General features: G+C 59.2%; 8 protein-coding genes and 1 pseudogene. 8 read left to right on the plus strand and 1 reads right to left on the minus strand.

Annotated elements, in window-relative coordinates; translation table 11 throughout:
- The 8 genes and pseudogenes from AC6RA8_RS19300 to AC6RA8_RS19335 all read left to right on the plus strand — a co-directional run.
- A pseudogene (locus tag AC6RA8_RS19300) lies at positions 1-315 on the plus strand (deoxyguanosinetriphosphate triphosphohydrolase); the annotation flags it as partial.
- Between the two features lie 73 nt (positions 316-388).
- Positions 389-2,131 carry an arginine--tRNA ligase gene (gene argS / locus AC6RA8_RS19305; RefSeq protein WP_500354974.1) on the plus strand — a complete coding sequence of 581 codons (1,743 nt, stop codon included), beginning with the start codon at positions 389-391 and terminating at the stop codon, positions 2,129-2,131.
- 112 nt (positions 2,132-2,243) lie between these two features.
- A complete protein-coding gene (locus AC6RA8_RS19310; RefSeq protein WP_500354976.1) occupies positions 2,244-3,236 on the plus strand; it encodes an SPOR domain-containing protein in 993 nt (330 codons plus the stop codon).
- Positions 3,233-4,252: a beta-N-acetylhexosaminidase gene (nagZ, locus tag AC6RA8_RS19315; RefSeq protein ID WP_500354978.1), complete on the plus strand. Its 1,020-nt coding sequence runs from the start codon at positions 3,233-3,235 to the stop codon at positions 4,250-4,252. Before AC6RA8_RS19310 ends, nagZ begins: the two co-directional genes overlap by 4 nt.
- Positions 4,245-5,048 carry a segregation and condensation protein A gene (locus AC6RA8_RS19320; protein WP_189370513.1) on the plus strand — a complete coding sequence of 268 codons (804 nt, stop codon included), beginning with the start codon at positions 4,245-4,247 and terminating at the stop codon, positions 5,046-5,048. The genes nagZ and AC6RA8_RS19320 overlap by 8 nt, the downstream gene beginning before the upstream one ends.
- Entirely contained in the window at positions 5,023-5,685 is a 663-nt protein-coding gene (scpB, locus tag AC6RA8_RS19325) for an SMC-Scp complex subunit ScpB (RefSeq protein ID WP_500354980.1), read from the plus strand. The genes AC6RA8_RS19320 and scpB overlap by 26 nt, the downstream gene beginning before the upstream one ends.
- Before the next feature lie 72 nt (positions 5,686-5,757).
- Positions 5,758-5,994, plus strand: a complete 237-nt coding sequence (locus tag AC6RA8_RS19330; RefSeq protein ID WP_500354982.1) for a hypothetical protein — start codon at positions 5,758-5,760, stop codon at positions 5,992-5,994.
- A 102-nt stretch (positions 5,995-6,096) separates the two neighbouring features.
- Entirely contained in the window at positions 6,097-7,329 is a 1,233-nt protein-coding gene (locus tag AC6RA8_RS19335; protein ID WP_500354984.1) for a hypothetical protein, read from the plus strand.
- Here AC6RA8_RS19335 and AC6RA8_RS19340 read toward each other — a convergent pair.
- Positions 7,326-8,408 carry a 2'-deoxycytidine 5'-triphosphate deaminase gene (locus AC6RA8_RS19340; protein WP_500354986.1) on the minus strand — a complete coding sequence of 361 codons (1,083 nt, stop codon included), beginning with the start codon at positions 8,406-8,408 and terminating at the stop codon, positions 7,326-7,328. The genes AC6RA8_RS19335 and AC6RA8_RS19340 overlap by 4 nt on opposite strands.
- Between the last annotated feature and the right edge of the window lie 64 nt (positions 8,409-8,472).

Below are 8,472 nucleotides of genomic sequence, written 5' to 3' on the forward strand. Positions count from 1 at the left end.
GAGGATATCCGCCATTTGGGTCGGCCAGTCATCCGGTTTTCAGATGCGCTTTGGGTGGACCTCAAGCAAATCCGGTCATTCCTGTTCACCAACATGTATCGCGCCCCGTCGGTGATGGTGGAGCGCGAACGCGTGACCCGTATTATCAATGACCTCTTCCCGCTGTTCCTGTCCAAACCTGACCTGCTACCCGCAGAATGGCGTCGAAACTTGGATGCACGGGATGAGGTGGCGCTGGCCCGCAGTGTTTCGGATTACATATCGGGCATGACAGACCGATTTGCCCTGCAGGAACACACCCGCCTGATCGGGTAGTCATGCTTGACGCTTGGGGTGCGCGTGATACACCCCGCAAATCACTCAAATTGATAGGCTGGTCACTCCTCCCATGAACCTTTTTGCCGATATTCGCGCCCTCGTGCTGACCAACCTTGCCGCCATGTCCGAGGCGGGCGAATTGCCTGCCGATTTGGCGACAAACAATGTTGCCGTCGAACCACCACGCGATGCGGCACACGGCGATATGGCAACCAATGCCGCGATGGTTCTGGCAAAGCCCGCGAAGATGAAGCCGCGCGACATTGCTGAAGCGCTGGCAAAGCGTCTGGCAGAAGATGACCGCATCACCAGCGCAGACGTGGCAGGACCGGGGTTTCTGAACCTGCGACTTGCGCCGTCGGTCTGGCAGGGTGTTGTTGCTGCCGTGTTGCAGGCTGGAACGGACTATGGGCGGTCTGATTTGGGCGCGGGCCAAAAGGTCAATGTTGAATACGTGTCTGCTAACCCAACGGGGCCACTGCATGTGGGTCACACGCGGGGGGCTGTGTTTGGGGACGCGCTAGCCTCGCTGCTGGACTTTGCAGGTCATGACGTCACGCGCGAATACTACATCAATGATGGCGGCGCGCAGGTCGATGTGCTCGCCCGATCTGTTTACCTTCGCTATCTCGAAGCGCACGGGCAAGAGGTTGCATTTGAGGATGGCACATATCCCGGCGACTACCTGATCGGGGTTGGTGAAGCGCTCAAAGACAAGGTCGGAGATGTCTTTGTTGGCAAGGGTGAACAGTTCTGGCTGGCTGAGGTACGGGAGTTCGCGACCGAGGCGATGATGGATCTGATCCGTGACGATCTGGCTGCACTTGGTGTGGAAATGGATGTCTTCTATTCCGAAAAGTCGCTTTACGGCACGGGCCGGATCGAGGCGGCGCTGGATGATCTGCGGGGCAAAGGCCTGATCTACGAAGGTGTGCTGGAGCCGCCCAAGGGCAAAAAGCCTGAGGATTGGGAACCGCGGGAACAAACCTTGTTCAAGTCCACAGATCATGGCGATGACGTCGATCGTCCCGTTATGAAGTCTGATGGATCGTGGACCTATTTCGCCCCCGACATTGCCTACCACTACGACAAGGTACAACGCGGCTTTGATGCGTTGATCGATGTGTTCGGTGCGGATCACGGCGGGTACGTCAAGCGCATGAAAGCGGCGGTTAGCGCGCTGTCGGATGGCAAGGTGCCGCTGGACATCAAGCTGACGCAGCTGGTGAAGCTGTTCAAGAACGGGCAGGAGTTCAAGATGTCCAAGCGGGCAGGGACCTTTGTGACCCTGCGCGACGTGGTGGACGAGGTCGGCCCCGACGTGACCCGCTTCATGATGTTGACGCGTAAGAACGATGCGATGTTCGATTTCGATCTGGATGCTGCCCTTGAGCAGTCCAAGGAAAACCCGGTGTTCTATGTGCAATACGCGCATGCGCGGGTGAAGTCGGTTCTGCGCAAGGCGACCGAGGCCGGTATCGTGGTGGATGACGCGACGCTGGCCGCGTCTGACCTGACCAAGCTGGATCATGAGGCTGAATTGGCCCTTGCCGCCAAGCTGGCGGAATGGCCGCGGCTGGTTGAAACCGCTGCGCGGACGAATGAGCCGCACCGGATTGCCTTCTACCTCTATGACCTCGCGGGTGTGTTCCACGGGCTGTGGAACCGGGGGAATGACCTGCCTGAATTGCGCTTTCTGCAGGACGATCCCGCAACCTCTCAGTCAAAAATCGCGTTGGCGCGTGCCTCCGCCGTTGTAATTGCAGCGGGCCTTGGTATTCTTGGGGTGAAACCAGCCGAAGAGCTGCGTTAACGTCCCGCCAATAGGGGCACACAGGCACATATCCCAAGGCGCGCCACCGGGCGGGCAAAACCAACAAGATGACTTGCGCGGGCATGTATCCGTGCGGGCAACGAGGCTACAGATGGCAGATATGCACTATTCCCAAGACATGGGTCACGGGGGCTATGATACGCTCCAAGAGGCGTCAATGCCGCCGTCAAACATGCTGAAAAACCTTACGAATTTCGCAGGTGCTGCTGTTTCGCTTGCGTTGATCGCGGGGGTCTCGGTTTGGGGCTACAAGCTGGTGATGCGGGATGTTTCCGGCATTCCGGTTGTGCGCGCTGCCGAAGGTGAGATGCGTGTGCGTCCCGAAAATCCAGGCGGCCAGCTGGCTCGGAACACTGGCCTTGCGGTGAACGAAGTGGCTGCCGCTGGCGAAGCATCTGGCCCGGTGGATCAGGTCACACTGGCTCCGCGCCCTGTCGATCTGACCGAAGAAGATCAGCCGATCGCCGCTCAAACGGTGGCGCCCGTGCAACAGCCCGAACCGTTGGACGTGGCAGCCAGCCTCGAGGCCGCTCCGGTCGATGTGGCGACCGCGCTGGACGGCGGCGATATTGACGATCTGGTCAGACAATTGACAAGCGGCGCCGAGACTATTGAGGCCGACGCAGCCGAAGTGGAGCCAGTGCTGGCCAGTGTAACAACCGCTGATCTGCCGGAGACGCCCACGCCAGTTCCCGCCGTTGTAAAGGGGCCCGGGCCAAAGGCGTCAAAACGACCGCAGATACGTCCCGCGTCTGCACCGCAGACTGTTGTGCCAGACGCCGCGCCGCGCGCAGAACCGCAGACCAGCGATCTGGACGCGACAACAATCCCCGCGGGGACGCGACTGGTGCAGCTTGGTGCTTTCGACAGCCCGGACGTGGCGCGCTCCGAATGGGACAAGATGCAGGGGCGTTTTGGCGACTTGTTGAGGGGCAAGGACCGGATTGTGCAACAGGCGCAATCCGGCGGACGCACCTTCTACCGCTTGCGTGCCCATGGGTTTGCTGATCTCAGCGATGCGCGGCGCTTCTGTTCGGCCTTGGTCGCCGAAGGCGCGGACTGTATTCCGGTGGTCACACGATGAGCAATTTTGGCGCAACCATCCTCGATGCGGATGGTTTGCGTCTGACGAAGGATGAAAAGGCGTTCTTTCGCGATGCCGACCCGTTCGGCTTCATCCTCTTTGCCCGCAATATCGACACACCTGATCAGGTCTATGGTCTGTGTTCTGAGTTCCGCGATGCGGTCGGACGCGAGGCGATCATTACCATCGATCAAGAAGGCGGGCGCGTGCAGCGGATGCGTGGCCCAACCTGGACCGAATGGTTGCCGCCATTGGATTTCGTGCAATCCGCTGGCGACGACGCTGAACGTGCAATGTACTTGCGCTACAGGCACATAGCGCATGAACTTAAAGCGCTGACAATTGACAGCAATTGCGCGCCGATGGTTGATCTTGTGGTCAAGGAAACCCACGATTTCCTGCGCAACCGCTGCTATGGAACATCTCCGGGCGATATCGCTGCTCTGGGCCGTGCCGCTGCGCAGGGTCACTTGGATGGTGGCGTTCTGCCTGTGGTGAAGCACATGCCGGGGCATGGTCGCACCGATCTCGACAGCCATTATGATCTGCCGCGGGTGGATGTCAGCCTCGACACACTGAGAGAGACGGATTTTGCTCCATTTCGATCGCTCAATGACTTACCGATGGGGATGACAGCGCATGTTGTCTACGAGGCCGTGGATGACACACCTGCAACGCTGTCGGCCGACACGATGGCCCTGATCCGTACTGATATCGGCTTTGACGGGCTGATCATGACGGATGACATCGGGATGAAGGCGCTGAACGGCACACCAGATCAGATTGCGCGTCGCGCGTTGAATGCGGGCTGCGATGTGGTTTTGCACTGCAATGCGCCGCTCGCTGACCGTATCGCCTCCGCCAATGCAGCAGGTCAAATGACGGACGCTGCCCAAACACGGGCCGAGGCTGCTTTGGCGGTACGTCAAACCCCCGACGACATTGACATTGTCGAGCTCAACGCCGAACTTGAGGCGCTTTTGAGCGGGGCAGGTAAAAGCGTGGGGCATGGCTGAAGATACATTCGAGGAAGACCGTATTTCGGTCGCCGACCGCCTTGCGGCGGAGGCGCTTATTGTCGATGTCGATGGCTTTGAGGGGCCACTTGACCTGCTTCTGACGCTCAGCCGCACCCAGAAGGTCGACCTGCGCAAAATCTCTGTGCTCCAGCTTGCCCGCCAGTATCTGGCCTTTGTCGAGAAGGCAAAGCAGTTGCGGCTGGAATTGGCTGCAGACTACCTCGTGATGGCCGCTTGGCTCGCGTTCCTGAAATCTCGTCTGCTCTTGCCGCCTGATCCAACGGAAGAGGGACCATCGGGCGAGGAACTGGCGGCGCATCTGGCGTTCCAGCTTGAACGCCTGCAGGCCATGCGCGACTCTGCCGCCCGACTGATGGCGCGGGACCAGCTGGGGCGCGACTTCTTTGCCCGGGGTCAATCCGAGATGGTGACACGGGTGCGCAAAGTGACGTACACCGCCACACTGCTGGACTTGATGCAGGGCTATGCCCGTATCCGCACGCGCGACGAATTCAGGCCATTTGTCATGGACCGCGACGCCGTATTCACAATGGAACAGGCGCTGGACCGGATGCGCGGCCTCATCGGCTTTGCCGGCGATTGGACCGACATCCTGTCCTATCTGCCCGAGGGCTGGGAGATGGACCCGGCCAAACGCCGATCCGCGACGGCCGCCACCTTTGCCGCCAGCCTGGAACTGGTGAAAGAAGGGCATCTGGAGATCCGCCAGTCCGAGACATTCGCGCCCATTCAGCTGCGCAAGAGAGATGAGCAACGTGACAGAAGCAACTGAAGATCAAGAAGAAAGCCTGTTCGAAGCCCCGCCCATGGCGGAGCAGGAGCGGATGGTCGAAGCAATCCTCTTTGCCACAGCGGAACCCGTCACAACGCGCGAGTTGGAGGCCCGTATGCCGCATGGCTGCGACGCGGCGGAAGCCTTGGTCTATCTGCGCAAACGCTATGAAGGGCGCGGTGTGCAGGTCATGAAGGTCGGCGATGCCTGGGCGATCCGTACTGCCGCTGATCTCGGGTTTCTGATGCAGAAGGAAACGGTGGAAACCCGCAAACTGTCGCGCGCCGCAATCGAGACACTTGCCATCATCGCCTACCACCAGCCCGTGACACGGGCGGAAATCGAAGAGATCCGCGGCGTCAGCGTGAGCCGTGGCACGGTCGATCAACTACTCGAACTGGAATGGATACGGTTCGGGCGGCGTAAGATGACGCCTGGACGGCCTGTGACCTTCGTTGTCACCCAATCTTTCCTCGATCACTTTGGTCTGGAAAATGCCCGCGATCTGCCCGGTCTCAAGGAATTGCGTGCCGCTGGCCTGCTGGAAAATCGACCGCCACCCGGGACACTTCCGGGGCCAGAGACTGAACCGGAAGATGAAAGCGAAGAGGGTCAGTCCGAGCTTTTTGAAGACTGAGAAAAGATTACGTCTGAAATTCGACGCATTTGTCGTTATATTGGACAAAAGCGAGCAGGGCGGAGCAGTCCCATGAATGTAAATCAGATCATCAACATGATCATGCGGATCATCATGCGCAAGGCGATCAACAAGGGTATTGACGCTGGCCTTAACCGTGCCACGCGCGGTCGGCAATCGGCACCGCCGCCGCAGCCTCAATTGGACGATCACAACGACGGCCCGACGCAGGCCGAAGTGCGGGAACAGCGGCGCGCGCGACGTGCAGCGCGTCAGGCGCGACAAGCCGCCAAAGCGGAGCGAAAATAGCTCAACAGCGCGCGGATGCGCCATGAAGGTGGGGAAAACCACCATTGATTGAATAAATTCAGTGCCGTAGCGTAACCCTCATTGTTCTGGGGGGAACTCATTATGGCACATAGTAAGCCCAGCGTTTTTGTTTCTTCAGTTTCATTAGGCGTCACAGTCATCGGCTTGTACGTCATTTTCGTACTGTTCGTCACGATTGGCTTTGGCAGCTACATCTATCGCACGGCATGGCAGGCTGAGCCTGTTGCGCAAACGGCCACGCAAGACAGCCGAGCGTTGGTGTCGGACATCGACAATCTGCTGTTTATCATCAAGCGCGAACAGGATCTGGAACGCGCGAAAACGGGTGTTACGCGGGACATTCAGCTTCACGCCGCCAAAATGTCCGACATCGAGGCCAGGCACAGCCGTTCCTTTGGTGCCATCGCCGTTGCCAAGTCAGCCTTGCGGGCCGAAGTGGATGCGACCCTCGGCAAGCTGTCGGAATACCAGTTTGTGTTGGCTGGACCTCAGCGACTTGTCTATGACGCCACACTCGAATCCTTGCACAGCACCGTGTCATCGACGCCGCCAACACTGCGCGCCAAGACAGCTGACTTGCAGTTACGGACCCTGATGCGGACGTTGGGGGACGGGCTTGAGAAAAGCGACGTCGATCTAGATACAACTGACGGATACACCGGTTTGCATGATGAGACGATCGCAACGCTTGATCTTTTGTCTACGGATGTAGAAACGGCGAACAGCGCCTCGCTCGTCATCAAGGCCGAGAAAGAGGCGATGCAGGCGCAGATTGACGAGTTGCGGGAGCGTTGGACCGGCCACAACAATCAAATCCTGGCCTTGCAGGATACATTGGGCCCGGGCGATCCGGCACGCGCGCGCCTGTCAGCGCTGTCATTGAATTTTCCGATCTTTCCCGACATCCTGATGCGCTTTGTCAGCTTTCCGACCATTTTCCTGACCTTGATCGTGACAATCGCGTCCGGGGGCTTGGGCACAGTCGTCGCCTTCTCACGTCGTTACTATTCGTCAAAAGAGGCGGACACGCTGACCCTGTCGCGGCTGTTTGTAAACGTGGGCGAAGGTATTGCTGCCGCCATCGCCATCTTCCTGTTTTCGGGCGCTGGCATGCTGGCGCTGACACAGGGCAGTGGGCCTGCAAATGATGTCGAACTCAGCCCCTATACGGTGGCCTTCATCGCTTTCTTGTCGGGTTTCATGGCCGAAGATGCCTTTGCCTCCATTCAATCGGCAGGCAAGCGTATCTTCAAGCCGGATTCTCCGGCTCGGCAAAACGGTGAACCGGTGGAGGAACCGGCAAACGGTAACTAGGTGTTTGGCGCAGCGAAGTGCTTGGACAGTTTCAGGCCCTGGCCCTGGTAGTTCGAGGCAATGCCCGCGCCATAGAGCTGTTCAGGCTGCGCCGCCATCCGCTCGTAAATCAGGCGACCGACAATCTGGCCATGCTCCAGTACAAAAGGCGCCTCGTGACAGCGCACTTCAAGCACGCCTCGTGATCCGGTGCCGCCTGCTGCATCGTGCCCGAAACCGGGATCAAAGAAACCGGCATAGTGCACACGGAACTCGCCCACCATGGCCAGGTAGGGGGCCATTTCGGCAGCGTAGTCGGGCGGGATGTGGACAGCCTCTCGGCTGACCAGAATATAGAACGCACCGGGATCGAGGATGATATGACCGTCCCGCGCGTGCACCTCTTCCCAGAACTCGGCCGGGTCATAATGGCCGATATTGTCCAGATCGATCACACCCGTGTGCGGTTTGGCCCGGTATCCCACCAGCGTTGTGTCCGGCAGACGCAAATCCACGGAAAAGCCCAAACCTTCATCAATGACGGCGGTGCCGTTCACCAATGGCATATCTTCGTGTAGCTTGCTGAGCTCGTCATCGCTCAGCACCGCCTGTCCCGCGCGAAAGCGGATTTGGTTCAAGCGCATGCCGGGCCGCACAAGAACAGAAAATGAGCGCGGGCAAATCTCGGCATAGAGGGGACCGGTATATCCCGGTGGAATGCGATCAAATTCGGTCCCGCCATCGGTGATCGTACGGGTCAGCAAATCCAAACGCCCGGTCGAGCTTTTGGCATTGGCCACTGCCTGGACCCCGTCGGGCAGGTCCAGCGCTTCCATCAAGGGCACGACATAGACACAGCCCTTTTCCAGCACAGCACCACCGGACAGGTCGACCTCGTGCATCTGAAATTCTGTCAAGCGATCGCTGACACGCGCGCCATGGCCTGCAAGGAAGGATGCACGGACGCGATACGCGACGGTGCCCAATCGCAAGTCGAGGCTGGCGGGCTGAATCTGCGCAGCAATCACGGCGGGTTCTGCGGTGATCTCACCGCGATCCATCATCGCTTTCAGTTCCGTGTCGGGAAGTACGCCGATCATATCGCCCCCTCGTGTCGTGTTGCGGGGCCTGCGGCCAGTGACCCCGTAGCGCCGGGGCGGTGTT

The organism is Tateyamaria sp., from assembly GCF_059783535.1.